Consider the following 26,372-nt stretch of genomic DNA (forward strand, 5'->3'; position numbering starts at 1 on the left):
GCTGCGTAAGCCATTCAGCACCCAACACCTCCACCTCACTTCCCAGCCCATGATTCCCGATAATATTTCCGGCGACGGCACCGACCCCAACGAAGGCGAAAACGCCGACATCACCGAAAACAAAAACTTTGTGAAAAACGAAGAGCTGGAGCGCCAGAAGGAGTACCGGCAGGACCAGAGCAACAATAAGTCCAGCAACGACCCTTCGGCCGCCCGCAACACCGGCGCCAACGCCTACACGCAGCGTAGCAACCAGAAAGACCAGCTCGAAAACCTGCACATCGGCGGCTCCGAAACCAGCCCCCAGGGCGGCAACGACCACACCCATGCCGGCGAGCAGGCCCAGGGCCCGGGCTTCGAGGCCGAAGGCAGCTACGAGCTCGACCACAACATCCGCACCCGCGACCAGCCGTTTGGGGCGGACGCCCCCACGGGCAAGCCCACGCCGGCCGGCAACAACGAAAGCATCAGCGACGAATAACGCCGCCCGCTGCCCGCGCCAAAACGAGCCGCTTCGTGCCACCTGCCTGGGTGGGGCGGAGCGGCTTTTTGCATGCCGGCTTCGGCGGTGAATGAAAGGAGAAAAGAAAAAAGCGCGCCGATACCTTGATAACGCGGCAAAAGCTTAACTTGCCGGACATATCCGATACCAGAGTATTAGGATAATACCCATTCTCTTTCTTTTTCTTTTCCCACCTTACGCAAACCATTCGCTGCGATGAACCCGGACAATGTACCCAATGCCGAAAACGAACCTTACGACCCCAACTTTGAGGCTCAGGACGAAGAGCTGGCTTCGGGCGGCAACAACAAGCTGCTCTACATTCTGGGGGCAGTAATTCTGGCCCTTGTGGTGGGCTACATTGCCCTGCCCAAGGGCGGTGGTAGCGGCCTGGCCAGCGTGACGCCCACGTTCATGCTTGACGACGCCGCCGTGACGGCCACCGCACCCACCGCCGCCGACAGCATTGCCGCCGGCCTCAAAGCGGACCCCGCCGCCACAACCGAGGAAGAGAAAACCACCACCGAAAAGCCTGTTGCCAAAGCCACCACGGCCCCCAAAACCGTGGCGGTAGCCACTGCGGTACCTGCCGCCGCGCCCGCCGCAGCGGCTCCGGCCCCGGTAGAGGCGGCCCCGGCCCCGGCGCCCGCCGCCGAGCCGGCCGCGCCCGCGGCCCCCACCACCGTCACGGTGTCGGGCAAGATTGAGAACGAAATCGGCAAGCCCCTGGTGGGCGCCACCGTGCTGCTGCGCGGCAGCAGCAAAGGCACCAGCACCGACGCCAACGGCAACTACACGCTGGAAGTACCCGCCGGCACCGATAACACGCTGATATTCGGCTACGGCGGCTACGATGACGAGGAAGTTCGCAGCCGCGGCAACCAGCCCGTGAACGTAACGCTGACCCCACGCGCTAAATCGCGCCGCCGGTAATCGGCACCCGTCGCGCAACGCAAAAGGCCCGGACTTTTCAAGGAAAGTCCGGGCCTTTTGCTATAAACAGGAGTCAAGGACTATGCTCCGGTGTTTCCAAAGCGGCGGCCAAACAGAAAGTACACCGGCAGGCCGATGGCCATCAGGCCCAGGCCGCGGCGCGAGAACTCGGCCGTGTCGGGGGCGATGAGCAGGATGATGCAGAACGTGGTGGCCAGCAAAATGTAGAGGCCCGGCACCAGCGGGTAGCCCCAGGCGCGGTAGGGGCGGGGCGCCTCGGGGCGGGTGCGGCGCAGCACGAAAATGCCGATGATGGTGACAACGTAAAACAGAATCACCGAGAACATGACGTAGTTGAGCAGGTCGCCGTAACGGCCGCTCAGGCACAGCACGCAGGCCCAGAAGCACTGCGCCCACAACGCACGGCCCGGCACGCCGGCTCCGTTCAGCCGGGCCAGGCTATGGAAGAAAAGTCCGTCTTTCGCCATGGCAAAGTAGGCCCGGGCCCCGCTCAAGATGATGCCGTTGTTGGCGCCAAACGTGCTGAGCATGATGAGCACGGCCATCACATAGGCGCCGGCGCGGCCCAGCACCGACTCGGCTACGGCCGTGGCCACCCGGTCGTCGGTGGCGTACTGAATGCCGCGGCCGGCCAGCGTGGCGGCCTCGGGCGAGCCGTGCAGCGGCAGCACCAGCAAATACACCACGTTGATGAGGATGTAGAGCGCCGTGACGATGGCCGTGCCGATGGCCATGCTGCGCACCAGCGTGCGCTCGGGGTTCTGAATTTCTTCGCCGGCAAAGCCGATGTTGTTCCAGGAATCCGAAGAGAACAGCGAGCCCGTCATGGCCATGCCGATGGCAATGACCAGGGCGCCGCCGCTAATGGGCAGGGTGGGCGCACTCACGCCAGGGGCCGCTGAGCGGCTGGCCGACCACAAATCGGCGAAGTTGGCCGCGATGGCCTCGTGGTTGATGCCCAAGGCCACACCAAAGATGATGAGCAGGGCCAGCGCAATGAGTTTCGTGCTGCCCAGCACGTTCTGAATAAGCTTGCCCGTGCGCACGCCTTGTGCGTTCAGCGCCGTGATGCCCACGATGAGCACAATGGCCAGCAGCTGTACGGTAGAAAACGTAAAATGCCAGGAGCCGATGTTCGTTTCAAACAGTATGTTATTCACGCTGAACCACGGCCGCAGCACGCCGGTGAATTTGGCAAACGCCACGGCCACGGCCGCAATTACGCCGGTCTGAATGACGAGGAACAACGTCCAGCCATACAGGAAGGCCGTGAGGCGCCCGAAGGCTTCGCGCAGGTACACGTACTGCCCGCCCACTTTGGGGAACATGCTGGCCAGCTCGCCGTAGCTGATGGCGCCGGCCATGGTGATGAAGCCCGTGAGCAGCCACACCACCAGCAGCCAGCCCGCGCTGCCCACCTGCCGCGAAATGTCGGCCGAAACAATGAAGATGCCCGAGCCTATCATGCTGCCCGTCACGAGCATAATGGCGTCGAAAAGATTGATGGCGCGCTTAAAATGCGGCTGGTCGGGTTGAGGTTCGGTCATAAGAACAGTTTAAGGCGCCAAGGTAGCTAGTGCGGCGCAATCGCCTTGGAGAGCCCGCTGAGGCAGTGCCAGAATGTTTCTCTCATGCTATTGCACTAGTAAGGTTTATGCATACATTTGGTCAGCAAGTTTTTCTACCCAAAACAAACAGCTAATGAAAATTTTTACCCCCCCCCCGTCACTTACCAAAAAACTGCTTCTGCTAGTGTGCTGTACGATGGCCCGTTTCGCGGCGGGCCAAGCCCTGCAGCCCGACAATTTTTGCGGAACGGAGACGGCATACAACGAGGAAGAACTGCGCCAGTTGCCGTGGGCCGATAACAACCAGTACTTGGTGGATTACCTGCGGGAGCACGCCATCGACGTGCCGGCCGATTACATCGACCAAATCAAAGCGGCTTCGGACGACCCCAGCCAAGGCTACGCCCCCCGCACCCTGACGCAGGATGAGGTGTACCGAAAAGATGCCGAAGGGCGTATGTCGTCGCCCGGCATGCTGTACGTGCCCATCAAAGCGTGGATACATCAACGCTCGGATGGAAGCGGCGGACGTAGCCTCGACCAGGTACGGGATGACATCGCACAGTTGAATGCAGAATTTGCCCGCTCCAATGTGCCCATAACCTTCTATTTGAAGTGCGGCGCGGGCTACATTCCTGATTCTTATTTATATGACAGGCCCGATGCCGGAGCGCTGGATTATATGTGGCGCACTTGGTTCGACGCTTCTGCCGTGAACGTGCATTTTGTGAATGAACCGGGCACTTCTTCCTCTATCAATGGGGGAACTTGGGCAGGCATTGCCCGACTGCCCAAACCCATATTTCCGCGCTTTCTGCTCACGCTGAGCAACTTCGCATCCGCCCGCACGTTCGCGCACGAAATGGGCCATGTACTCGGGTTGCCGCACACGCACAACGCCCGCGACCAGAACAACAGCGTCCTGTACAATGGTCAATCGGGAGATTGTTATCAGGAGTCATCCAGCCGCACGCGTACCCAGGGAATTGCCTGTGTTTCAACCTGGGGTGAAAAAAAAGCTGAAGTAAACGGTGATGCTTTAATGGATACGCCTGGTGACCCAGTGCTTTCCGATAGCAGGGGTTCTTATTATGGATTCAATACGGCCACCGGCCGCTATGAATACACCGGAGGATTAAATGACCGATTCAATGGAGAACAACAAGCGGTGAAACACATTGAACTGCGCTAGCTCATGAAAACGCTCACTCATTTATCCGTCTTGTGTGCATGCCTTTTGCTCGCCATTGGCTGTGCCAAAACAACTGCCGGGCCCGACGCGGGCGGTATACCGCTGGTTCCCACAGTATGCTATGACTTAATTGACGACGCCAGCGGCCAAGCTTGGTTTGCCCGGTCCGGCGCCACGAGTCCCGATTCCGTCCAGTTTCAAGTTACTGGGCAAGACGGCATCGTCCGTATTTCTCCTGCAAAAATACTGCGAGTGAGGGGCAAGGTGTGGCTTCAAGATGACCCTAGCTTCATGGGCCAGGCGCAGCCAGTCAACAGCCCAGCTTATATCAATAATGTCTTGGTGCATCTCAACCGTCGCGACACCGATACTCTGCGCCTTGAAAGATATCCCAAAGGATATCGTAATGACTTGGAGCTGGAAGAACTGCGCTGCTACTACAACGGCCGGCTGAGTGCCAGCTTCGACTTTCGGGCCAACCCCAATCTGCGTGACAGCCTCTTCGAGCGCAGCCGCTTTGGTCTCGTGGTGCCCTTGCGTAAAGTAACCGCACGCTAAGCCATGGCAAAGATAATTCCGGGTTGCAACCGCGTTGCCGTGGCTTCGTGGTTGCTGCTATTGATGGTGACTGTGTCTGCGGCGCAGGCGCAAAATGCGGGGTGGCAGTGGGGGCGACGCTTGGGCGGGACCACCGGCAATTCGCCCAGTGGGCTATACGACATTTCGGCCCGACCGTCGGCCGACACCCAGGGCAATACCTATGTCACCGGGGGCTACGACAGCCCGGCCACTTTCAGCGGCGGCCCGGCTACGCTGCCCCACAGCGGCGAACTCGACGTGGTGATTGCCAAGTACGATTCGCTGGGGCGCTTGCGCTGGGCGCGCGGCGGCGGCGGTCGCAACTACGATGTGGGCACCGCCGTGGCCACCGACTTGCTCCAAAACGTGTTTGTGGTGGGCGTCACCGACACCGGCTTCACGTTTCCGGGCTCGGGGAAAAGCGTGGCCGGTGATGGCGGCTTTGTGGCCAAGCTCGACTCAGCCGGCACGGTGCTGTGGGCCAAGCGCATCGGCTCGCGAAACGCGGGCCTGCAGCCCAGCAGCGTGGCCACCGATGGGTTTGGCAACGCGGTGGTGCTGGCTTCGCGCGTCGACTCGCTCACCATCGGCGGCGTGCACCTGCCCCGCCCGCTCAACGGCCTCTTCGACTACGTGCTGGTGAGCTACGACCTGGGCGGTAACGTCAATTGGGTGCGGCTGATTTCTCCGCTAACCCCAGTGTCGACGAACGGCAACGTGGCGTTCGACCGCGCGGCCGTGGCCGCCGACGTGAGCGGCACCGTTTACGTGGCCGGCACGGCCGGCACGGGCACCGTGCAGGCCAGCAGCGGCGTGCAGGGCACCATCGCCGCCACATATGGGTTGTTTTTGGTCAAATACGCGCAAAACGGCACGCCGCAATGGCTGCGCGCCGCGCCGCTGGCCACGGCCGGCGGGGTGGCCGTCAACGCCTTGGGCCGTTACGTGTACGTATGCGGCGACCTCGAAACGGGCGCCCAATTCGGGAGCAGCCAGCTGACGGCTGCCAACGGCCAGGACGCTTTCGTGGCCCGGTATTCGGCTGCCGGCGCGTTTCAGTGGGTGCGCACCGGGGGCGGCACCAACGTGCCCAACGAAGGCCGGGGCGTGGCCGTTAACGCAGGGGACGAAGCCTTTTTGGCGGCCGCGGTCGGCGGGCCGGCCCGCTTTGGCAGCGCGAGCTTCACGTGGCCCTACGGCGCTTACCGCACGGTCGTGGTCAAGTACGATTCGACGGGAAGCGTGCTGTGGGCCACGGCCACAACCATCGATTCCGCGAAGCCCGTCGGCATCACCCTGAGCGGCAGCCAGGCCCCGGTGGCTTCGTTCGACACGTACCGCACGGTGGGGCTGGGCGCCGTGCCGTCCATTGTCACCGTCGGCTTATTTGACATCGGGCTGGCGCGCGCCGATTTCTGGGGCCGCGTACTGACGGCGGTGCCGGGTGCCGGGCCAAGCGCAAGCGCCTGGGGGCTATACCCCAATCCCGCCACCACGCAGGTAACGCTTGATTTTCCGCCCGGTGCGGGGCAAGCCGAGGTGCAGGTGTGCGACCTGCAGGGCCGCACTGTGTGGCGGAGGCCCGTGAATGCGCAACGCCCCATCCTTTCGGTGGCCGCGCTGCCGCCCGGCCTGTACATGGTCCTGATTCGCACCGGCGACGGCCGGCCGGTCGTTACCAAACGCCTTGTGGTTGAATAATGTTAAGTGCGGCAAGAGCGATGGCCTGGCCGGGCTTGCCGCGCTAAAACTCGCTGCGGTCGTACCAGCTGCGCATGCGCCAGGGGTCGTTGCGGTTCTTGCGCACCAGGATGAGGCGGGCCGTGCCCGAGCCCGAAAACCGCTCGTTGTCGCGCTGCTCGATGGTGAGCAGGAAGGACCGTTCCACGTTCACGAGGGTGTCGGAGGCCAGCGTGTCGGACGTGGGCAGATACTGCGTCCACTGCAAATTGGTGGAGCGGGCGGCTTTGAAGAGGCGGTAGGTGGTGTTGGCGTCCACGTCGCGGGTCCAGCTTCGGTCCACGTTGGCGGCAAAGTCGTGGTACGTGAATTTGAATTTTGGCGAGAGCAGCTGCCCATAGAGCGTGGAATCGCGCAATTGGTAGGCGGCCCGAAAGCGGTCGAAAAAGCCCCGCACCGTGACCGGGTTGCCCAGCAGCGCATTCTGGTCGGTGGGCACCTCATCCAGCGCCGGCGCAAACGGGTTGCACGCCGGCACGGTCAGCATCAGGACAATGCCCGCCTGCAGCAAAACCGGAAATGACGGGCGCAACGGCTTCATAGGCCGAAATATACGGGTTGCTGCATAAATAATCCCTGCTGGTTCGCAACGTCAGTGCGAACTGAAATATTTCTTCAAATCCGTCCAGCACAGGCCGGGCATGGTGCGCTGGTCGCGCCAGGCCACAATGCGCCACTCGTTGTTGCGGCGGCGCAGGATGAGGCGGATGTTGCCTTGCAGCAGGCCCGCGTGAAAGGCCGTGTCCTGCTGCGTGACGCGCAACTGATATAAGGCCGATATTTCCACCGAGTCGGCGGTGTAGAGCTGGTCGCGGCGGTCGGTGAGCGTCAGCGTGTTCTTAACGCCGGTGGCCGTGCGGCGGCGCAGGCTGCTGAAGTAGGTGGTTTCGTCGGGCACGCTCCAGTTGGCAAACAGGGCCGGCGAGGAGCCGGCACTGGTGGGGTCGGGCACGAAGCGGTAGGTGGGGCCGCTGAAGGTGCGCTCGTAATTGGCCACGTTCACGTTTTGCACGGCCGTAGTGAAGTTGGCCAGCAGAATGTCAATCTGGGTGGGTTGAATCCACTCGCTGCCGGTGGCCGCGGGCTCGGGCTCGCGCAGCTGAAAGCAGGCCGGCAGCGCCAGCAGCCCCAGCAGGCCGGCCCAGCGGCCGGGCGCCAACAACGACGAAAACAACTGACGGAACGGCATGAGGATGAACGGCGCTTGGTACCGAACGGAAAGATACGTCCCGATTTACGGCGCAGCCGCGGCGGCGGGCGTACTTTCGTCGCCCGTCATCCGCTACTTCCCGCATGTCCCGAAAGCTTCTGGCGCTGTATACGGCCCTCTTGCTGCTGCTGGCGCTGGCCACGTACGTCTACTACCGGCGCACCCTGGCGGCCGTGCCCGTCGACCCCTACGCCCTGGTGCCCGACGATGCCGTGCTCGTGCTCAGCACCCACGACCATCCCACGCTTGTGCGCCACCTGCAGGAAACCGAGCTGTGGGACAACCTCACGGCCGTGCGCTACTTCCAGCACGCCGCCGGCCACCTGGCCCTGGCTGACAGCCTGAGCAGCGGCAGCGCCCGGCGCCGCAACAGCCTGCTCACGCTGCTGGGCCGCAAGCTGGTCATCACCTCGCTGCACGTCACGGGCCCCGACGAGTTCGACGTGCTGTATCAGATACCGCTGGTGCGGGTGAGCGAGTACCGGCAGGTGCGCAGCCTGCTCGAAACCCTGGGTCGCGACAGTCGCTACCGCCTCAGCACCCGCGAGTACGAAGGCCAGGAGCTGACCATTCTCACGGAGCAGCGCAGCGAGTTCAGCCTCACCGTGCTCAACTATCGCAACCACCTCCTCATCAGCGCCAACGGCGGATTGGTGGAGGCCGTGGTGCGCCGCCTGGCCCACCCCGACGCGCCCACCGTGCTTGCCACGTTCAGCTCCACCGATTTGCTGAAGCTGCGCGGCGTGGACGCCACCGTGCTGGTGAACTACCGCCGGCTGCCGCAGTTCCTTGATGTGCTGTTTCGGCGCGATGCGCACGGGCAGTTCGACTTGCTGGCCGGGCTGGTGTCGCAGGGGTTCATGGGCGTGAAGCTGGCGGGCAGCCGGGCACTGCTGCAAGGGTTTTCCAACCCCGAAACCACCCACGGCAGCCTGCAGCAGCGGCTGCGGGGGCAGGCTGCCCAGCCGCTGGGCCTCACCGACATCCTGAGCACGCGCACGGCGCTGGTGCTGCACCTGGCCGCGCAGCCGGCCCGCACCTGGCCCCGAACCGCGCCGCCGGTCGACTCGCTGGGAATCAGTGCGGGCCTCGACAGCCTGCGGGCAACCCTGGGGGGCGAAATGGCGGTGGCCTACCTGGCGGCCGCCGCGCCGGGCCGCCGGCCGGGCCGGCTGGCCATGGTGCGCTGCTCGGTGCCGGCCCGCACCAGCACGTGGCTGGCCCGCCTGCGTCGGCTCAATGGCAATTCGCCGGCCTTCACGCGGGTGGGGCCCTACCAGGTGCATCCGGTGGGCTTTTCGGAAGCCGACGTGCTGGGTCCGCTGCTCGACCCGGCCCGGCCCAACGCCGTGGAGGTGGTGTCCGGCGCCGGGGTGATGATGGGCAATTACCTGGTGCTTTCCGATGAGCTGACCCTGAATGCTTACCTGGTCGATGTGGTGGCCGGGCGCACCTGGGCGCAGTCGCCGGCGCAGGTATCTTTCTTGCAGGAAACCCAGCCGCGCGCCCGCCTGAGTATTTTCGTGGACACCCGCAACAGCTGGAACGCGCTGCTGGGCGTGCTCACGGAGGAGCGCCGCGCCGGCCTGCTCCGCAACGAAGCCCTATTCAAGCGCTTCCCCCAAATGGCGTTCCAACTGGTGCCGGCCGACAACGAAGCGGCCCCCGATGCGCAATACTTCACCCAACTGCTGCTGCACCACCCCAACCTGGGGCCCGCCACCGCCCAGGCCGGGGGCGCCGCGGCCAACGGGCGCGTGCTGGCGTTTAAGCGCGGGCTAGTGGGCACGCCGGTGGCCCTGCCCGCGCTGGGCACGCGCATTCCGGCCGTGGTGGTGCAGGACTCGGCCCAGGCGCTGCACTTTGTGAGCGCCGATAACACGGTGGTGTGGTCCGACACGCTGGCCGGGCCGGCCGTGGGTATGGCCCTGCTGCCGGCCGCGGGCGGAGTGGCCGGCGGCCTGCTGCTGGGCGCCGGCCACCGCCTGCACCTGCTCGGCAACGACGGCCGTGACGTGCTGCCCTTCCCCCTGAACCTGCCCGACACCTTGCACCTCGCCGACCTGACTATGGGCCCGGGCGGCCCCGGCGAGCCGGCCCGCCTGCTGGCCCGCACGGCCGGCAACGAGCTGCGCCTGCTCGACGCCCGGGGCCGCGAGTTCCGCGGCTGGCAGCCCAAGCGGCTCGACTTTCCGCTGGCGGGGCGCCCGGCGCTGTTGAGCGCGGGCGGCCGCACCGTGGTGGTGGCCCCCCTGCAAAATGGCTACGTGTACGCCTACGACGGGCAGGGCAACCTCTTTCCTGGTTTCCCGCTGAGCCTGGGGGCCCGGCTGGCCGGCAACCTACTGGTGCAGCCCGGCACCACGCTGGCCCGCACCCGCCTCACCACCGTCAACCAGCACGGCGAGCTCATCACCTTCAACCTCAGCGGCGACGTGCTGAGCCGGCAGCGCGTGGCCACCTGGAGTCGCACCGCCCGCTTCCGCCTCGTACCCGACCTCACGGGCCGCACCTTCGTGCTGACGCGCGAAGACGGTAACCAAATCGACGTGTACCTGCCCGCCCAATCGACCCCCTTGCTCACGCAGCGCTTCGTGACCTCGGGCGAGCGGCTGGTGCAGTTTTTTGATTTCGGCAAAAACCACCGGCTGGTGGCCATCACCGAGCCCGGTCCGGCCCACGTGTTTCTCTACGATGCGCGGGGCCAGCTGCTGGGCGGCGAGCCGCTGCCCAGCACCGGCACCGGCGTGGCCCTGAGCTACGACGCCACTACCGACACCTACCAGCTGGCCCGCCTGGTGGGCCGCGAGCTGCGCCGCACCGAGTTGAAGGTGGGGCCGTGAGCAGCGGTGGGTTGACGAGTTGGCGGAGTGAATAGATTTAATTAAAAGAACGTCATGCTGAGCGCAGCCGAAGCATCTCGCGTGTGGTAGTAATTCAATCGACTGGATTTACCATTGCACGCGAGATGCTTCGGCTGCGCTCAGCATGACGTTCTTTTGCTCCCCAGCCCCCAACTTCCCATGCCTTCAACTCCCCGCACCGGCCTCGTGGTCGGCAAGTTCTGGCCGCCGCACCGGGGCCACCAGCTGCTGCTGGAAACGGCCGCGGCCCAGGTGGCTGGGCTGGTGGTATTGGTGTACGCCAACCCCGACTCGGCCGAGCACCCGGCGGCTTTGCGCGCCGGGTGGCTGCGGGCCCTGTACCGGGGCGATGAGCTGGCCGACGGGCCGCGCATTGGCTCCACGCCGCTGAGCGTTTTCGCCCTTTCGGCCAACGCCGATGGCGTGCCACCCGATGCCGCCGACGATGACACCCACCGCGAGTTTGTGCGGCTGTGGCTGGCTCGGCAGGGAATAACGGTAGACGTGGTGTTCACCAGCGAGGCCTACGGGCCGGGGTTTGCCCGGCACCTGGGAGTGCCGCACGTGGAAGTAGATGCGGCGAGAAGCCAGGTGCCGGTGTCGGGCACGCTGGTGCGCGCAAACGCTGCCGCAGCAACTCCTTACCTGCACCCGCTGGTGGCGGCGCAGCTGGGCGTGGTGCCGCCGGCTCCGGTGCCACGAGTAGTATTTCTGGGCGCCGAGAGCAGCGGCAAGAGCACGCTTTGCGAAGCACTGGCCGCGGCCTGCGGCACCGAGTGGGTGCCTGAATACGGCCGCACCCTGCACGAGCAGAAAAACGGCAACCTCGACTTCGACGACCTGCTCTACATCGCCCGGCGCCATGCCGAGCTGGAAGACGAAGCCGCCGGGCGGGCGCGAGGCGTGCTGTTCTGCGACACCAACGCGGCCACCACGGCGCTGTATTCCTACTATTATTTTCATCGTTGCGACCCCGCCCTGCAGGCCATGGCCGCCGTGTGCCGGCAGCGCTACGCGCACACCTTCGTGTGTGCGCCCACCGTGCCCTTCGAGCAGGACGGCTGGCGCGGCCCCGAGGCCCTGCGCAGCTTTCAGCACGGCGCTATTCTGATGCAGCTCGATTTCTATGGCATTCCCTACACGCTGGTTGAAGGCACCGTGGCGCAGCGCGTGGCGCAGGTGGTGGCGCAGTTAAAAATCAACTAAAAAATCATCGGTTGGTCAGCCAGCCTTTGCGGTAGAAATACACCAGTTGCACCACAATCACGCTGGCCATGATGCCGAGCACCGTGGGGTAGCCCCAGGGGCTGTAGAGTTCGGGCATGTTGCGCACCAATAGGTGGCCCTGCTCGTCGTGGCGCTGAAAATTCATGCCGTAGAGCCCCACCACGAAACTCAGCGGAATGAAAATGGTGCTGATGATGGTGAGCACCTTCATCACTTCGTTCATGCGGTTGCCCTGCTCCGACTGGTAGAGGTCGGTGAGGGAGGAGATGTTGTCGCGGTAGCTCTCGGCCAGGTCCAGGGTCTGAATGGCGTGGTCGTAGGCGTCGCGGTAGAAAATCTTAAGGTTTTCGGGCATTATCTCTTCCGGCAGGCGCAGGATTTCCGCAATCTTGTCGCGCTCCGGATATACCAGCCGGCGAAAGCGTACTACGTCCTTCTTGATGCGCAGAATGCGGTTGAGCAGGCGCTTGGGGCGCTTTTCGGAGAAAATGGCTTCTTCCAACCGCTCGATGTAGTCGCCGATGGCCGCCATGGTGGGGTAGTAGTGGTCGAGCACCACGTCGGTGAGGGCGTAGGCCAGGTAGAGGCTGGGCTGGCGGCGCAAGGTGCTGAAATTGCTGCGGATGCGCACCCGCAGCGCATCGAGGCAGTCGTCGTAGTCGTCCTGAAACGACAGCACGTAGTTGGGGCCGGTGAAGAGCGACAGCTGGTCGTCGTCGACTTCGAGATTAATGGTGAAATCGGTCATGCGCGAGACCATAAACAAGCGGTGCTCGTCGAATACCTCCACCTTGGCCCGCTGGTAGTCGTTGAGCACGTCCTCCATCTGCAGCGGGTGCAGGCCGAAGTCCTGCATCATGCGCTCCAGCAGGGGCAGGTCGTTGTAGCCGCGCACGTCTACCCAATGCTTGAGGTGGGGGTGGGTGCGCAAATAGGCCAGCAGGTCGTCGTAGCGGCCGGTGTATTCCTCTTCGCGGCAGTTTGTGTCGTCGTACGACATCAAAAAGATGCGGGGCGGCAGGGCGCCTTCGTGCACCGTGAGCGTGCCGGGGCGCTGGCCCACGTGCTGTTCGCGGGCCTGCCGGGTGGCTTCGCGGTCAGAAATGATGCCATCGGAGGGCGTGGACGGCGCGGCCGGAGCCTTGGACGGAGAGCTAAGTGGAGACATGCGGCAAAGAAATACAAATCGACGGAGCAGCTTGCGCCCCTACGCAAGGCACGCCGGCCGGGATGCCCCGGCCGGCCCGAACGCGCCCGGGAAGGCCCCGCAGCGGTGGCATGAGCCGTTCTGTGCCGTACTTTGTCGGCAGAGCCTCGAAACACACGGTTGAAAAGTACGGATTCATTGGTGGGAGAAAGCACCGCCGCGCGCGCCACGGCGGGCCTCTCGGTGTGGCTGGCGGCCGGCGGCCCCGCGCCGCCGCGGCTGCCGCTGGCGTTTGAGTCGTTTCTGTACCTCCGGCCCGAGCACCAGGCCCTGCAAGCCAGCGCCGCGCCCGTGCTCAGCTTGTATGTGGAAGACGCCGCGGCCGGCGTCAGTGTGGCCCAGCTGCACGTCAGCTTTGAAGCAGAAACCGGCACGGCGCGCAGCCCGGCGCAGGCCCCGTTTGGAGCCGTGCAGCTGGCGCCCGGCGTGGGCACGGCGGCCGTGCACCTGCTGCTGGATGCCGCCGAAGCCCACCTGACCGGCCTCGGCCTGCGCCGGCTGGCGCTGCGGGGCTATCCCTTCGCCTACGACCCCGCCGGCGCCGCCACGCTCGCCGAAGCCCTGCGGCAGCGCGGCTACCGCGTGGCCCTGGCCGAACAGAATTACCACCTCGACCCCGCCCGCGACTACGAAGCCCACCTGCACGCGTCGGAGCGCCGCCGCCTGCACAAGTGCCGCCGCCACGGCCTGCACGTGGAGCAGGAGCCGCCGTTTCTGCTGCCGGCGGCCTACGAGTTTATCCGGGCGTGCCGGCAGGAGCGGGGCCAGCACCTGTCGCTGTCGCTGGAGCGGGTGCAGGCACTATTCAAGCACTTTCCGCGCGAGCATTTCCTGTTCTCGGTGCGCCAGCCCGATGGGGAGTGGGCGGCGCTCACCGTAGCCATTCGGGTGAGCGAAACGGCCCTGTATAATTTCTACCCTGCCAGCCCCTTGCGCTGCAATGCCTTCAGCCCGGTGGTGCTGCTCAACGAAGGCCTGCACGCCTTTGCCCGCGCCAGCGCCCTCACCGTGCTCGACCTCGGCACTTCCACCCTCGACACCGGGCCCAACGCCTCGCTGCTGCGCTTCAAGCGCCACCTGGGCGGCGTGGCCGGCCTGCGCCTGAGCTGGGAAAAGGAATTGGGATGAGGAGGGGAGTAGGGACGTAAGGGAGAGGGGAGCACATTCCCCGCATCGCCAAGGAGGGGAGTGTGCCGTACTTTGTGCCGATGCCCACCCTCGTTTCCTCGGCTAAGCCGCTGCTTCGGCAGTTCATTCGGGGCTCGCTCGGCACGGGCGTGGCCGTGGCGGCCCGCGCGGCCGGCGCCCTCGTGCTCAACAAACTGTTCGCCACCTTCGCGCCCGCCGGGGGGCTCACGCTGCTGGCGCAGTTCCAGAACCTGATGGCCCTGCTCACGTCCCTGCCCAACGACGGCGTGCACGTGGGCCTGGTGAAATACCTGGCCCCGCTGCGGCCCGGCAGCCCGCGCCACCGCGCCTGGCTGGGTGCCGCGGTGGCCCTGAATGCCCTGGCGCTGCTGGGCGGCGCGGCGGTGCTGGCTGCCACGAGCCGGGCGGGCTGGAACTGGCAAACCGGGGTGGTGTTGGTGCTTGGCATCGCGCTGCTCACCGGGCAGGGCCTGCTGGGGGCCGCGCTGCTGGCGGCGGGCCGCCTACGGTCCTACATCGGGCTGGCCGTGACGTTGGCGGCACTGGGCACGGCGGCCGCTGCCGGCATGCTGCTGGCGCAGGCCCCGCTGCCGCGGGTGCTGCTGAGCTACCTGCTGGCCCAAGGCCTCACGCTGCTGCCGGCACTGTGGCTGGCGCGCCGGGCCGGCGTGCTGCCAAAGTGGCGCCCGGCCGCCCCCGTGAGCCGCACGGCCCTGCGCGGCCTGGGTCAATTTCTGCTGATGGCCGTGAGCTCCCTGCTCTTCGGCCGGGCCGTCGACTACGTGCTGCGCGACCACCTGCTGGCCACCTACGGCCCCGCCCGCACCGACTTGTGGCAGGCCGTGGCCAAGCTCTCCGACAACTATACCATGGTGTTTGGGGCCGTGATGAGCAGCGTGTTCTACCCGCGCTTAGCGGCCCTGGCGGCCCAGCCACGGCAGGCGCGGCGCTACCTGCTGAGCGTGCTGGTCCTGCTGGTCCCGCTGCTGGCCGCCGGCCTGGGGCTGCTGTTTGCCTGCCGCAGCTGGCTGCTGCCGCTGCTGTTTGCCCCGCGCCTGCTGGCCGCCCAGGAGCTGCTGGCGCCGCAGCTGCTCGGCGACTGGGCCAAGTTTCTGAGCTGGGTGTTCATCTACCAGCTCATGGCCCGGGCGCGCACGGGGCCCTACATCGCGGTGCAGGCCGCGTCGGCGGTGGTGTTTGCCGGGATGCTGGCCCTGTTGCTGCCACGGCTGGGGCTGGCGGGCGCGGTGTGGGCCCACGCGGCGCGCTACGGGCTGGTGCTGGCGGCGTGCGTAGCGGTGTATCTGCGGGGCCGGCGGGCCCGACAGTGATAAGAAAGAAGCCCAACAAAAACTCCCGGCACTGCGCAGTGTCGGGGATTTTTGCAATGATACGTGCCGCGCCCTTGCCCTTAGGCCGGCCGCGCCGGTGCTTTCTTACTGCACCACCAGACGCTTGACCAATGTTACCTCCCGGGCCAGCAGGCGCAGGCTGTACACGCCCGGGGCCAGGCCGCTCAGGCCCAGCGGCACGCCGAGCCAACGCCGCCGACGCCCACTGCTCGTACCGCACCAGCTGGCCCTGGGCGTTGCGCAGCTCGCCGCTATGGGAGGCTGGGGGCGCAGGCCCGGCAGCTGCACCGTGGCCGTGCCGCCCGCCCCGGCCGTGGTGGGAAACACGCTGAAGCTGGCTTGCAGCGCGCGCTGGGCGGCGGTGGCCAGGGCGAAAGGAAAAGCCACGGCCGTGGCCATGCAGCCCAGGTTGTTGGTGACGGTGAGGCGCACGGCCGTGCCGGCGCCGGCGGCGTAGCGGTGGGGCGGGGGCGGGGGCCCGTCGAAGGTGCTGCCGTCGCCGAAATCCCAGCGCCAGCGCACGAGCTGGGCGTAGCGCGGCCCGGCGCCGGTGAGGGCGAAGAAGCGCAGGCTGTCGCCGCCGGCGGTGGGGGCAAAGCCCAGCGCGGCCTGCGGCGGCGTCTGGCACAGGTTCGGCACGTAGGGGCGCTCGGCCAGCTGCAGGCGCATCAGGGCCAGCGTGTGGCCAAAGTCGATGCTTCCGCTAACGGTAAGCTCGCCTCGTGTGCTCAAGTCCCAATCGCCGTAGGGCTCGTCGGTGGTGGGGGGGGAGGTGAATCGCTGCCAGTTTGCGGCAGCCCCGCCCGCCCCGTTGGGCTGGTAAGCGGCCATGTACAAGTCAGTAAATACATCCAGCCGGTTAGGGGCCAGTCGTGAGCCCTGCACCAAGGCGCCCCCGCCGGCCAGAGCCAGGCAGCGGTAAAACACAAAGTTGGGCACTGCGGAACCGACCGGGGTGCGCTGCTGCCACTGCACGCGGTTCAAGCTGTCGAGTTGCAGCAGCCAGCCCTGCTGCTGTTGGCCGTTGGCCAGCCCGATGACGCCGCACGGCAGCAGGCCACCGTTGGCGCTCGGCCGCACGTCGGTGAACTGGTCGTAGTCGTTCGGCAGGCCGAAGTAGCGTGAGCCTAGCGTGTCGCCGCTGGCCGTGAGCCGCGACTGGTAGCCGGCCAGCGCACAGGAACCGTCGGGCAGGGGCACGAAACTGTTAAAGACAGAATAAGCCCGCCCGAGGGTGCGGTGCCAAACCACTGACCCGGTGGAATCGAGGCGCGACACGATGGCCAACGGCGTACTGCTAGACCCGGGGAAAACCGTTACATGAGAACGCAGGGCCCCGCCATCGGGCAGAGCAAGCAGCTTGTGGTAACCCTAGTACTGGTATGGGTAAGTACGCAACCAAACGCGGGTGGGCTGGGCTGAGGCTGAGTAGAATCCTGTGAGCGAAGCCAGGAAAGAAATAGCAAATAGTAGTCGTGTTTTCATTTGTTGAGAATTGCGCTGGCAAGTGCCTGACCGGCGACGAATAAGCTGTAGAGCAAGCGAGTCGCAAAAACCGTGCTTAGGACTTGGTTACCCCAAAAACAACTGCTATGGAAACGCCAGGAGCCGCGTTTCCAGTGTGTGTGACTTGCGGAAACGGGCGCTGCTATTTTGCTTCCTTGTCCAACCAGGCAGCGTTTCGAACGCATTTCATGGCTTCATTTGCGGCCTCCATGTCCGAACCTCACCTTACGTCTTTTGCCGCGCTGCCCCTCGTCACCGTCGTGGCGCTGTGCCACAATCACGCCCCCTTCCTGCGCGAAGCCCTGGATTCCATTCTCGCCCAAACCTACCCGAACCTGGAAGTGTGGCTCGTGGACGACGCCAGCACCGACGGCAGCTCCGCCATCTTGCGCGAATATGCCGCCCGGCAACCCGGCTGGCACCTGCTGCTGCTGCCCGAAAACGTGGGCAACTGCCGCGCCTTCAACCAGGCTTTCCGCCCAAGCCAAGGCGAGTTTGTGATAGACTTTGCCACCGACGACGTGCTGCTGCCCGAACGCATTGCGCAGCAGGTGCAGGTGTTTCTGGCCGCCGACCCCAGCGTGGGCATGGTCTATTCCAACGCTGAATTGATTGACGAGCAAAGCCAGCCGCTGGGCCTGCACCACCGGCCCGACGGCGCCGGCGGGCTGCGGCCCCGCCCCGCCAGCGGCTGGGTGCTGGCCGACGTGCTGGCCCGCTACTTCATCAGCACGCCCACCATGCTCATGCGGCGCGCCTGCCTGGAGGCGCTGGGCGGCTACGACGAAACCCTGGCCTACGAGGACTTCGATTTCTGGGTGCGGGCCAGCCGCGACTGGCAGTTTGTGTACCTCGACGCCGTGACCACCCGCAAGCGCAAGCACCCGCGCAGCATGAGCGCCAAAGCCTACCAGGCCCACGACCCCTACCTGGCGTCCACCATTCGGGTGTGCGAGAAGGCGCTGGTCCTGGTGCGTACGCCCGCGGAGCGCGCCGCGCTGGCCACGCGCCTGCGCTGGGAACTGCGCCAGGCCGCCCGCCGGCGTCGCCACACCGAAGTGGGCGCGCTGTATGCGCTGCTGCGGCAGGTGGCGCGCCCCGGCCTGCCGGAATGGGGGCTGGCCCGGTGGAGCCGGCTTTTTGCGCCAAAAGCAAGCTAAGTTTGTTCGCCGCCAGCCCACACCCCATGTCCCTGCCCAACGACTTTGCTGCTTCCGATGCCGTACCCCCGCGACTACACCTCGACGGCCAGGTGCTTTTGCCCGGGGTAGAAGGAACTGCGGCCGCGGCCGGCGACAACACCGTGCTGCTGGCCACCGACGTCGACCTGAGCGCGCAGGCGGCGTGGGCCGCCGCGGGCTTTGTGGTAGTGCCCGGCCTGGCACCGGCTCAGCAAGCCCAATTGCAGGCTGGCCTGGCCGAGCTCTTGCGCGAGGCCCTGCGCCACGCGGGCTGCGACGTGGCGTCGGACTTCGACATCAGCCAGTACCACCGCGCCATCGGCGATGACCCTGCCCGCCACCTGGCCGTCATTGCCCAAACCAAGGCCTACGAGATGGCTCAGCTGCCCGTGGCGCCCGCGCTGCTCGAAGCGCTGGTGAGCCAGGCGTGCGGCCAGCCCGTGCGGGCTCACAACCCCAATGTGCAGGAGGCGGTGTTTCACCTGCGCATTGTGCGGCCGCACCACGCCGACCAGAACCCGCTGCACCGCGACGCCTGGCTGCCGCGCTATCGCCACGCGCTCAACATTTATCTGCCGGTGGCGGGCAGCACGGCGCAGTCGGCGCTGGCGCTGGTGCCGGGCAGCCACCACTGGCCCGAGAGCGCCGTCGAACGCACGGCCGGGGGCGCCATCTACTACGGCGTGCCCTACACGGTGCCCGGCGTGCTGCGCCCGGCCCGGCCATTAGAGCTGATTCGGCCCAACCCCGGCCCCGACGAGGTGCTGGTGTTTTCGCCCTACCTGCTGCACGGCGGTGCCGCCAACCTCAACCCCGACGCCACCCGCGTGTCGCTCGAAATGCGGTTCTGGCGCGCCTGATGGTGGCCCGCTTTGTTTCTTAGCGGCCTCGTTTGCCTTTGCCGCCGTGCCAAATTCCTCCCGCTTTGCCATTTTCCTGCGCGTGCTGTTGCTGCCCGTGGGGCTGATTGCGGCCACCGTAGCCGGCCTGGGCAGTTACTTCGAGGCCAACGACGACCTGGCGCTGGCCTGGCTTTTCTCCGGCGTCACCGCAACCGGGCCGGTGGCCTCGGTGCCGCTGTATTTTCATGGCTATGGGCACGCGCTGGCGGCGGCCTACGCGGCGCTGCCCGCGGTGCCGTGGTTTGGGCTGCTGCTGGGGCTGGGGCTGAGCGCGGCCACCGTGCTGGTGTTTGCCGTGCTTGACAAGCTGCTGCGAAGGTGGTGGCCGGGGCCGGTGGTGGTGATGCTGCTGGTCGTGTTTTTCGGACTGGCCTGGCTGGAGCACTGGCTGTGGTTCAGCTACGTGCGGGTGGGGCTGCTGCTGGCGGGCGCGGGCGTGCTGTATGCGGCCCAGCGGCCGGGGCGGCGGGGGCCCCTGCTGCTGGGGCTTGCGGCGCTGCTGGCCGCGTGGCTGATGCGGCCCAGCCTGGGCGTGATGGGCCTGGCCGCCGCCGCGCCGGGCGCCCTGTGGCTGGCCGGCAGCTGGCGCCGGGCGCTGCCCACGCTGGCGGGCGGGGCACTGCTGCTGGCCATGGCCACTGCCCTGGCCGCTTTCCTGCAAACGCCCGAGCAGGCCCACACCCAGGCCCGCGACCGGTATTTTGCCCAGATTCTGGATTTCGACCAGCTCAGGCCTCAGCCCCGTACACCCGCCGACAGCCTGGGCACGGAAGCCGTCAACCTCTGGATGATGGGCGACTCGACCCTGGTGAACGAAGCGCTGTGCCGGCGAGCTTACGTTTTCAATGCCCGCGATTTCTACGGGCGCGAGGTGCCGGCCAAGCTGCGTCTGCGGGCCGCGCTGCTGCTGCGCGACTATTTTCCGCTGCTGCTGGGGCTGGCGGCTACCGCTTTGGCCACGGCCCGGCGCCGGCCCAGGGGCGAGGTTCTGTTCTGGCTGGTGCAGGCCGCTTTTGGGGGCGGCCTCATTTTTCTGGCGGGCGTGCTCAAACTGCCCCCGCGGCTGGAGCTGCCCCTGCTGATTTTCTGGCTGCTGGCCAACGCGGCGTTTGTGCTGAGGCCCCCGGAAAGCGACCGTGATATTGCAGCCGCAGGCCGTAGTGCGCTGCCGATTTTTTCGGCAAAGTGGAAGCGAGCCGGGGCCGTGCTGGTGCTGGCCGTGCTGCTGCTCTACGGCGCCAAAACCTGGCACCGCCACCAGGTGCTAAGCGCCGAGCGCCGCCGCCACGAAATTGCCCTGAGCGAGCTACGCCACCAGGGCGCAGGCGCGGTGCGCATCCTGGCGGGCACCAATGATTTTTTGAAAAGCCTCTCGCCGTTTCGCCCGTATTCGGTGGGGCCGGGCCCCGTGCTGCAGCTCAGCGGCTGGCCTTCGCACGATGCCTCGCAGGCCCGCCTGCGCCGGGCCCTCAGCGGCACCGCCGACCAAACCGAGTGCCTGCGCCGCCTGGCCCGGCTGCCCGGCTATAGCGCCCCGCCACGCGTCCTTTGGGTGCTCACGCCCGAAACTGCGCGCTGGCTCAGCCGCCGCTTGGCCCTCCGGGGCGAGCGAATGCTGCTGTACCCCGAAGGCCCGCCCTTGGCTCACGACACGGCCATATCGGCGCGCGTCTATCACCTCCAGCAGTGGCCGGAACATTGATTTTGGCCGTAAAAACGCCTTTTTGTGGCGGTTTTACGGAGCCAATGCCATAATCTTATACCCGGGCCCCTACGCTTGGGGCAGACCTTTGTTGCGCGAAAAGCGTTTCTTTCACCACCCCCTCACGCTTTTCGCCTTTTCTTATGCAAACCTCCATTTCGATTACCCGCGGCGAAGTCCTTCAGCAGATGGAAGGCTACCTCAAGGAAAACATGAGCACCTTCCTCAAAAGCGTGGAAGACAGCTGGCAGCCCGCCGACTACCTGCCCGATTCGCGCCGCGACACGTTTTTTGACGAAGTAAAAGAGCTGCGCGAAAAAGCCGGCGGCCTGAGCTACGACCTGCTGGCCGTGCTCATCGGCGACACCATCACCGAAGAAGCCCTGCCCAACTACGAGGCCTGGTTCCACGAACTCGACAACATCAACCGCGACCGCAACAACGGCTGGGCTGAGTGGATTCGGGGCTGGACGGCCGAGGAAAACCGCCACGGCGACCTCCTGAACCGCTACCTCTACCTCTCGGGCCGCGTGAACATGCGCGAGTTTGAGGTGAGCACCCAGTACCTCATCAACGACGCCTTCGACCTGGGCACGGCCAACGACCCGTACCGCGCCTTCGTGTACACGAGCTACCAGGAGCAGGCCACCAACATTTCGCACCGCCGCGTGGGCCAGCTGGCTCGCAAAGCCGGCGACGACCAGCTGTCCAAAATCTGCGGCATGATTGCCGGCGACGAAACCCGCCACGCCCGCGTGTACAAGGCCTTCGTGAGCAAGATTTTTGAGCTGGACCCCTCCGAAATGATGCTGGCTTTCGAGGACATGATGCGTAAGAAGATTGTGATGCCGGCCCACTACATGCGCGAAATGGGCGTGGAAATGGGCAAAACCTTCGGCCACTTCACTGACGCCGCCCAGCGCCTGGGCGTGTACACGAGCAACGACTATACCGACATCCTGGACTCGCTCATCACGGACTGGAAAATTGAGCACATCGGCGGCCTGACCGGCGAAGCCGAAAAAGCCCGCGACTACATCATGGCCCTTCCCAACCGCCTGCGCCGCGTGGCCGACCGCATGCCCGTGCCCAAGCTGGAGTACAAGTTCAAGTGGATTGACTAAGCGCTAATCCCAGCCAGCGTAAGCCAAAAGCCTGCCCTTGACTCCAAAGGCAGGCTTTTTGGCTTATGCTGCTTCGTGGATTCTGATGGTCTGCGCTGCCTCCCAACCTAGCAGGGCGGCTTTGCGCGTGGCGCCCCAGCGGTACTGGCCAAATTCTCCTGTGCCGCGGATGACGCGGTGGCAGGGGATGAGGTAGCCCACCGGATTGGCCCCGATGGCGGTGCCGGCCGCGCGCACGGCCGCGCCATTTTCGGCTGCCGCGGCCAGCTGCGAGTAGGTGCGCAACTGGCCTTCGGGAATGCGCAGCAGCGACTCCCAGATTTTGAGCTGAAACGCGGTTCCTTTCAGGTGCAGGTGTAGCCGGTCGGTGGGGGAGAAAGTGCGGGCAAAAAACCGCGCCACCTGGGCGTGGACAGCGGTTTCGGCTGGCGTGAGCAAGGCGTTGGGCCATTCCTGCCGGAGCTCAGCCAGTGCCGCTTGCTCGTCATCGACAAACACCAGCTTGCAGATGCCTTTGGCCGTGGATGCCACCAGGTAAGTCCCGAACGGACTCTCGCCGAAGCTGTACTGAATGGCCAGCGCGGCGCCGCCGTGGCGGTACTCACCGGGCGTCATGGCTTCCAGCGTCACGAACAGGTCGTGCAGGCGGCCGGTGCCGGAGAGGCCGGTTTCGTAAGCCGCTTCAGCTACTGAGGCCTGCTGGCGCAGCAGCTGCTTGGCGTGGTCGAGGCTGAGGTATTGCAGGAATTTCTTGGGCGACACGCCGGCCCATTCCTGAAACTTGCGCTGGAAGTGAAACGGGCTCCAGCGGGCGCGCTCGGCGGCTTCTTCCAGGCTGGGCTGGGTCTGAAAATTTGCTTGGAGGAAGGACAGCGCGGCGGCGATGCGTTGGTAGTCAGTCATGATGTTCGGGGCACTGATTGACTACAAAACTCGCGTTTAAACGGAAAGGAGTACACCCGGTTCTTGCGCTTTTTGAGAAACGCATAGAACGGTCATGCTGAGCGCCGCCGAAGCAGCTCTACCTCACGTATGATTTAGTTGCGCGGTAGAGATGCTTCGGCGGCGCTCAGCATAACCGTTTGACGGGTGTAAGCGTTACTTCTCCACGCGCACGCCTTTCCAGAACGCCACGCGGCCTTTGATTTCCTTGGCGGCGTCTTTGGGCTCGGGGTAGTACCAGGCGGCGTCTTTGTTTTTCTCGCCGTTCACGTTCAGCGAATAGTAGCTGGCGCGGCCTTTCCAGGGGCAGGTGGTTTGGGCAATGCTGTCCTCAAAAAACTCTTTTTTGATGGCGTCGGCGGGGAAATAGTGGTTGTTTTCAACCACAACGGTGTCGTCGCTTTCGGCGATAACCGTGTTGTTCCAAATGGCTTTCATGAATGGGCTGTGGCGCGAAGCTCCAGCTTCGCGTATCATTGAACGGAGAGGCGTAGGCAAATTGCGCGGCCGAAACGCGAAGCTGGAGCTTCGCGCTACCGCTGATTGAACATTGCCCGCGCTGCCGTTGTTTTCCAAGCCTATCCTGAAAGAAGAATTTATATGGCCGTTGGCTTCCGCTTCCGCGATTTTGTGCCCGAAGACCAGCCCGAAAAGGGCTTTGAGTCGTTGTTTAAGCTGTTTATGCAGCTCGTGACCATCACCTCCGGCGACGTGGGCGAGGCCCTGTCCTGGCTCAACGAGCTGGACAAGCAGTACGGCCTCACCGACGACAACTACGGCGTGGGCAACTTCATTGATGACCTGAAGAAAAAGGGTTACATCGATGAGAACGAGCAGGAAAAGGGCGAATTCAAGATTACGCCCAAAACCGAGCAGGGCATCCGCAAATCAGCTTTGGAGGAGATTTTCGGCAAGCTGAAAAAAAGTAGCACCGGCAACCACCGCACCCCCCACACCGGGCAGGGCGACGAGCAAAGCACCGACCTGCGCGAGTTCCGCTTCGGCGACTCGCTGGAGCAGATTCAGATGTCGGAGTCCATCCGCAACGCCCAGCTCAACCACGGCATGGAAGGCGACAACTTCATGCTGACCGAGGGCGACCTGGAGGTGCGCGAAAACGAGCACAAGTCCCAAACCAGCACGGTGCTGATGATTGACATCTCGCATTCGATGATACTCTACGGCGAGGACCGCATCACGCCGGCCAAAAAGGTGGCCATGGCCCTGGCCGAACTGGTGAAGCAAAAGTACCCCAAAGATTTCCTCGACGTCATCGTGTTCGGCAACGACGCTTGGAAGATTGAGGTGAAAGACCTACCGTATCTGCAAGTTGGCCCCTACCACACCAACACCGTGGCCGGCCTGGAGTTGGCCATGGACCTGCTGCGCAAGCGCAAAACGCCCAACAAGCAGATTTTCATGATTACCGACGGCAAGCCCACCTGCCTGAAAGAAGGCAACGGCTACTATAAAAACGCTTTCGGCCTCGACCGCAAAGTGGTGAACAAGACGCTGAACCTGGCCGCCGCCGCCCGTCGCGTCAAGATTCCCATCACCACCTTCATGATTACCTCCGACCCGTACCTGCAGAAGTTCGTGAAGGAATTTACGGAGGTGAACCAGGGCAAGGCGTATTATTCGGGCCTGAAAGGACTGGGGCACCTGGTGTTCGAAGACTACAGGAAAAACCGCCGCAAGACGCTGTAACCATCTGTCATGCTGACGAAGGAAGCATCTTATCACGGCCGCCTTTTTCAGCTCACTTAATGCAAACGGCGCGGACGTGATAAGGTCCTTCGCGCTGCCCAAGATGCCACTTCAACCAATTTCATGGCTAACAATCAGCTTCCAACTAACCATTTCGCACACATTACCACTCTCGGCCAACTGAAAAAGTCGGCCTACAAATCCCGCTCGGTGAAAGCCGAGCTGCGGGAAAACCTCATCCGCAAGCTGCGCGTGAAGGAGGACGTTTTCCCCGGCATCTTCGGCTACGACGAAACCGTGATTCCGGAGCTGCAGCGCGCCATTCTGGCCGGGCACCACATCAACCTGCTGGGCCTGCGCGGCCAGGCCAAAACCCGCATTGCGCGCCTGCTCATCAACCTGCTCGACGACTACATGCCCGTGGTGGCCGGCTCCGAGCTGAACGACGACCCGCTGCAGCCGCTGTCGGTATTCGCCAAAAACCTCATTGCCGAAAAAGGCGACGACACCCCCGTGGCCTGGGTGCACCGCGACGAGCGCTACACTGAGAAGCTGGCCACGCCCGACGTGAGCGTGGCCGACCTCATCGGCGACGCCGACCCCATCAAAGCCGCCACGCTGAAGCTGCCGTACTCCGACGAGCGAGTGATTCACTTCGGCCTGATTCCGCGGGCCCACCGCGGCATTTTCGTCATTAACGAATTGCCCGATCTGCAGGCGCGCATCCAGGTGTCGCTGTTCAATATTTTGCAGGAAGGCGACATCCAGATTCGCGGTTTCAAGGTGCGGCTGCCGCTCGATATCCAGTTCGTGTTCACGGCCAACCCGGAGGACTATACCAACCGGGGCTCAATCGTGACGCCGCTTAAGGACCGGATTGACGCCCAGATTATCACGCACTACCCGAAATCCATCGAAATCGGCAAGCGCATCACCAAGCAGGAAGCCCGCATCAAAGACGAGCAGAAGGGCATGGTGACGAGCAACGAAGTCATTCACGACTTGGTGGAGCAGGTGGCCGTCGAGGCCCGCGGCTCTGAGTTCGTGGACGCCAAGTCGGGCGTATCGGCCCGCCTCACCATCTCGGCCTACGAGCAGGTGATTGCGGGCGCCGAGCGTCGGGCGCTGGTGAACGGCGAAAGCAACACCTACGTGCGCCTGGGCGACTTCATTTCGGCCGTGCCCGCCGTGACGGGCAAGGTGGAGCTGGTGTATGAGGGCGAGCAGGAGGGCGCGGGCATCGTGGCCGAGAAGCTGATGGGCAAGGCCATCCGCACGCTGTTCCTGAACTACTTCCCCGACCCCGACAAGAGCAAAAAGCTCAAGAACCGCCCCTCGCCCTACAAAACGGTGCAGGAGTGGTTCGGCAACGGCCACACCCTGGACCTGCTGCACGACGCCAGCACCGAGGACTACCGTAAGGCGCTCGACCAGGTGCCCGGCCTGCGCGACATCGTGACCGAACTGCACCCCAACGAGACGCCCGAGCACACCTACTTCCTGATGGAGTTCCTGCTGCACGGTCTCAGCGAGCACAGTCTGATTTCGCGCAACCGCCTCACCTCGGGCGCGCAGTTCAAGGACCTGCTGTCGTCGATGTTCACCATGCCCAGCTTCGGGGATGATGACGACGAGGACGAAGAAGAGGAGAAGCCGCGCCGCCGGCGCTAGCCGCGGTGGCGGGGTGCTGTCCGGCAATTCCGCTCCCCAAAAGCTGGCCCGCACCAGCAGCCAAAGGCCCGCGCTCCCATAGGGGCGCGGGCC

At 64.8% G+C, this 26,372-nt stretch carries 22 protein-coding genes; 15 read left to right on the plus strand and 7 right to left on the minus strand.

All coding sequences use genetic code 11. From position 1 onward, the window contains the following. Nucleotides 1-49: 49 nt before the first annotated feature. Nucleotides 50-481 carry a hypothetical protein gene (locus MUN81_RS11195; protein WP_245110411.1) on the plus strand — a complete coding sequence of 144 codons (432 nt, stop codon included), beginning with the start codon at nt 50-52 and terminating at the stop codon, nt 479-481. Nucleotides 482-718: 237 nt separating this feature from the next. Further along, nucleotides 719-1,435, plus strand: coding sequence for a carboxypeptidase-like regulatory domain-containing protein (locus MUN81_RS22695; RefSeq protein WP_280638182.1), 717 nt, complete (start codon nt 719-721; stop codon nt 1,433-1,435). Between the two features lie 80 nt (nt 1,436-1,515). Here MUN81_RS22695 and MUN81_RS11205 read toward each other — a convergent pair whose 3' ends face one another. Continuing rightward, nucleotides 1,516-3,003 (minus strand): amino acid permease, encoded by a 1,488-nt coding sequence (locus MUN81_RS11205; RefSeq protein ID WP_245110412.1) that lies wholly within the window; start codon nt 3,001-3,003, stop codon nt 1,516-1,518. Nucleotides 3,004-3,157: 154 nt separating this feature from the next. Between MUN81_RS11205 and MUN81_RS11210 the strand changes: the two genes are divergently transcribed. From MUN81_RS11210 to MUN81_RS11220, 3 genes are all read left to right on the plus strand, one after another. Then, complete coding sequence (locus tag MUN81_RS11210; RefSeq protein ID WP_245110414.1) at nt 3,158-4,216, plus strand: hypothetical protein; 1,059 nt, start codon at nt 3,158-3,160, stop codon at nt 4,214-4,216. A gap of 3 nt (nt 4,217-4,219) precedes the next feature. Beyond that, complete coding sequence (locus MUN81_RS11215) at nt 4,220-4,774, plus strand: hypothetical protein (RefSeq protein ID WP_245110416.1); 555 nt, start codon at nt 4,220-4,222, stop codon at nt 4,772-4,774. Nucleotides 4,775-4,837: 63 nt separating this feature from the next. After that, the gene (locus tag MUN81_RS11220; RefSeq protein WP_245110417.1) at nt 4,838-6,496 is read left to right on the plus strand and encodes a T9SS type A sorting domain-containing protein; all 1,659 of its coding nucleotides are present in this window, start codon (nt 4,838-4,840) and stop codon (nt 6,494-6,496) included. 43 nt (nt 6,497-6,539) lie between these two features. Here the strand turns inward: MUN81_RS11220 and MUN81_RS11225 are convergent, their stop codons facing one another. Both MUN81_RS11225 and MUN81_RS11230 read right to left on the minus strand, forming a co-directional pair. Then, nucleotides 6,540-7,076, minus strand: a complete 537-nt coding sequence (locus MUN81_RS11225; RefSeq protein WP_245110419.1) for a hypothetical protein — start codon at nt 7,074-7,076, stop codon at nt 6,540-6,542. Between the two features lie 51 nt (nt 7,077-7,127). Next, on the minus strand, nt 7,128-7,724 hold the full coding sequence (locus MUN81_RS11230) for a hypothetical protein (protein ID WP_245110420.1): 597 nt from the start codon (nt 7,722-7,724) through the stop codon (nt 7,128-7,130). A gap of 104 nt (nt 7,725-7,828) precedes the next feature. Here MUN81_RS11230 and MUN81_RS11235 point away from each other — a divergent pair, with 104 nt between their 5' ends. Continuing rightward, nucleotides 7,829-10,588 (plus strand): hypothetical protein, encoded by a 2,760-nt coding sequence (locus tag MUN81_RS11235; protein WP_245110422.1) that lies wholly within the window; start codon nt 7,829-7,831, stop codon nt 10,586-10,588. 180 nt (nt 10,589-10,768) lie between these two features. Next, a complete protein-coding gene (locus MUN81_RS11240; protein ID WP_245110424.1) occupies nt 10,769-11,815 on the plus strand; it encodes an AAA family ATPase in 1,047 nt (348 codons plus the stop codon). Nucleotides 11,816-11,819: 4 nt separating this feature from the next. On the opposite strand, the gene corA is transcribed toward MUN81_RS11240, so the two are convergent. Next, a complete protein-coding gene (gene corA, locus MUN81_RS11245) occupies nt 11,820-13,004 on the minus strand; it encodes a magnesium/cobalt transporter CorA (RefSeq protein ID WP_245110426.1) in 1,185 nt (394 codons plus the stop codon). A 180-nt stretch (nt 13,005-13,184) separates the two neighbouring features. Between corA and MUN81_RS11250 the strand changes: the two genes are divergently transcribed. Beyond that, nucleotides 13,185-14,171, plus strand: a complete 987-nt coding sequence (locus MUN81_RS11250; protein WP_245110427.1) for a hypothetical protein — start codon at nt 13,185-13,187, stop codon at nt 14,169-14,171. 80 nt (nt 14,172-14,251) lie between these two features. After that, the gene (locus tag MUN81_RS11255) at nt 14,252-15,523 is read left to right on the plus strand and encodes a hypothetical protein (RefSeq protein ID WP_245110429.1); all 1,272 of its coding nucleotides are present in this window, start codon (nt 14,252-14,254) and stop codon (nt 15,521-15,523) included. Between the two features lie 105 nt (nt 15,524-15,628). On the opposite strand, the gene MUN81_RS11260 is transcribed toward MUN81_RS11255, so the two are convergent. Next, nucleotides 15,629-16,744: a PKD domain-containing protein gene (locus MUN81_RS11260; RefSeq protein ID WP_245110431.1), complete on the minus strand. Its 1,116-nt coding sequence runs from the start codon at nt 16,742-16,744 to the stop codon at nt 15,629-15,631. 515 nt (nt 16,745-17,259) lie between these two features. Here MUN81_RS11260 and MUN81_RS11265 point away from each other — a divergent pair. The 4 genes from MUN81_RS11265 to MUN81_RS11280 all read left to right on the plus strand — a co-directional run bounded on the left by MUN81_RS11265 (nt 17,260) and on the right by MUN81_RS11280 (nt 21,959). Further along, entirely contained in the window at nt 17,260-18,210 is a 951-nt protein-coding gene (locus tag MUN81_RS11265; protein WP_245110433.1) for a glycosyltransferase, read from the plus strand. Between the two features lie 26 nt (nt 18,211-18,236). Beyond that, entirely contained in the window at nt 18,237-19,091 is an 855-nt protein-coding gene (locus MUN81_RS11270; protein ID WP_245110435.1) for a phytanoyl-CoA dioxygenase family protein, read from the plus strand. 46 nt (nt 19,092-19,137) lie between these two features. Next, the gene (locus tag MUN81_RS11275; RefSeq protein WP_245110437.1) at nt 19,138-20,835 is read left to right on the plus strand and encodes a hypothetical protein; all 1,698 of its coding nucleotides are present in this window, start codon (nt 19,138-19,140) and stop codon (nt 20,833-20,835) included. Nucleotides 20,836-20,978: 143 nt separating this feature from the next. Beyond that, entirely contained in the window at nt 20,979-21,959 is a 981-nt protein-coding gene (locus tag MUN81_RS11280) for an acyl-ACP desaturase (protein ID WP_245110438.1), read from the plus strand. Between the two features lie 63 nt (nt 21,960-22,022). Here the strand turns inward: MUN81_RS11280 and MUN81_RS11285 are convergent, their stop codons facing one another. After that, complete coding sequence (locus tag MUN81_RS11285; RefSeq protein ID WP_245110440.1) at nt 22,023-22,862, minus strand: methylated-DNA--[protein]-cysteine S-methyltransferase; 840 nt, start codon at nt 22,860-22,862, stop codon at nt 22,023-22,025. 195 nt (nt 22,863-23,057) lie between these two features. After that, a complete protein-coding gene (locus MUN81_RS11290; RefSeq protein WP_245110442.1) occupies nt 23,058-23,339 on the minus strand; it encodes a DUF427 domain-containing protein in 282 nt (93 codons plus the stop codon). Between the two features lie 162 nt (nt 23,340-23,501). Between MUN81_RS11290 and MUN81_RS11295 the strand changes: the two genes are divergently transcribed. Further along, nucleotides 23,502-24,608, plus strand: coding sequence for a VWA domain-containing protein (locus MUN81_RS11295; protein ID WP_245110444.1), 1,107 nt, complete (start codon nt 23,502-23,504; stop codon nt 24,606-24,608). A gap of 123 nt (nt 24,609-24,731) precedes the next feature. Then, nucleotides 24,732-26,279, plus strand: coding sequence for a sigma 54-interacting transcriptional regulator (locus MUN81_RS11300; RefSeq protein WP_245110445.1), 1,548 nt, complete (start codon nt 24,732-24,734; stop codon nt 26,277-26,279). Nucleotides 26,280-26,372: the final 93 nt, after the last annotated feature.

The organism is Hymenobacter sp. 5317J-9, assembly GCF_022921075.1.
In the GTDB taxonomy this organism is placed as follows: Bacteria; Bacteroidota; Bacteroidia; order Cytophagales; family Hymenobacteraceae; genus Hymenobacter.